Origin of the sequence: Gilliamella sp. B14448G11 (assembly GCF_016101765.1) — a bacterium.
GTDB lineage: Bacteria > Pseudomonadota > Gammaproteobacteria > Enterobacterales > Orbaceae > Gilliamella > Gilliamella apicola_N.
In genome coordinates, this window is the sequence record NZ_JACFPX010000038.1 from 1 (window position 1) to 1,388 (window position 1,388).

At 36.0% G+C, this 1,388-nt stretch carries 2 protein-coding genes; both read left to right on the top strand.

Annotation, left to right across the window (positions count from 1 at the left end):
• The coding region (locus H3S88_RS13055) for a type VI secretion system Vgr family protein (RefSeq protein WP_198237279.1) at positions 1 to 989 on the top strand (989 nt) is incomplete at its 5' end.
• 79 nt (positions 990 to 1,068) lie between these two features.
• Positions 1,069 to 1,371, top strand: coding sequence for a hypothetical protein (locus H3S88_RS13060; RefSeq protein ID WP_198229213.1), 303 nt, complete (start codon positions 1,069 to 1,071; stop codon positions 1,369 to 1,371).
• Positions 1,372 to 1,388 lie beyond the last annotated feature (17 nt).

The window sequence follows — 1,388 nt, forward strand, 5'->3', positions numbered from 1 at the left end:
AAACCCAGCTTAACATCGGGCATTTAGTTGACCAAAACAAAGAGCAGCGAGGTGAGGGATTTGAACTGCGCACCGATGAGTGGGGGGCGATTGCTGCCAATAAAGGTTTATACCTGACCAGTCAGACCGAGCCTAAGGCTCAGGGTAAACAACTGGATATGCAAGCTGCCATTACTCAGCTTGAAAATGCGTTATCAATTGCCAAAGCACTGCAAAATGCAGCAACTGCCTCTGAAGCCCATGGTGCGGATACCGACAGTCAGGAGCAACTTAAAGCGACATTAACCCAGTTAGCCCAAAGTGGCATTATTGCTTATGCACAAGAGGGCATTGCTTTAACCAGTCCGGAAAACATCCAATTGTCAACTTCAAATAGCGTTTCAATGACCAGTGAAAACCAAACTGACATCAATGCATTAAAAAACATTACTGTCTCATCCGGTGAATCCATCGGTCTGTTTGCCCATAAGTCGGGAATGAAAGTCTTTGCCAACCAAGGTGATGTTGAGGTGCAGGCACAAAATGCCAACCTGAATATGGCTGCCAAGCAAGATATTAAAATAGACAGTGTCGATGGAAAATTAACGGTCACTGCAAGTGAAGATCTGAAGTTAATGTGTGGCGGTTCATACATCAAAATCAGTAGTGCAGGAATTGAACTGGGCACGGCGGATAACGTTTATATAAAAAGTAATGCATTACAAAAAATGGGACCAGCAACGAAAAATATACTTGAAATTTTATTACCTAAAGCTATCCCAAACGAATTTTCATCAAGTAAAACATATAGCTTAAAATACCTTATGGTAAATGATGAAGATCAACCATATAAAAACACAAAGTATTTAGCCTTTATGGAAGATGGTTCAGTTAAACAAGGGCAAACAGATGATAAAGGATATACGGAAAGATTTTATACAAAAAAAGAAGAAAAAATTGCGATTCGCTTATTGATAAGCAAAACAAGCAATGGCGAGTTTATCAATTAGTAAAGAATTAAGCTAAAAAATATTAACTCACTAACTTTTAGAATAATGATATAAGCTTAATCTTAAGGATGAAAATTACATGACAATATACAACATATCAACATATATTAAGACTAAAACTGATCCTAAATATATTGTTTATGAAATGGAATTATATAAAATTGATGATAAAGGTAATAAAGTTTATGCTTTAAAATCAACAGGAAAACAAAATTTGCAAGCTGATAAGAGGACATCAGTGCACTCTTCATTAGATATTTCTGACCCTGAAAATACATCTTATATCTTAGAACTCAATCTTTTTCATAAAATAGGTGGTATGTCCACACTTTTTAGTACCAAAAAGATAAGGTCATCGATTTCTTTTGTATTCAATCGGTGACTGATAATTTAATGTTG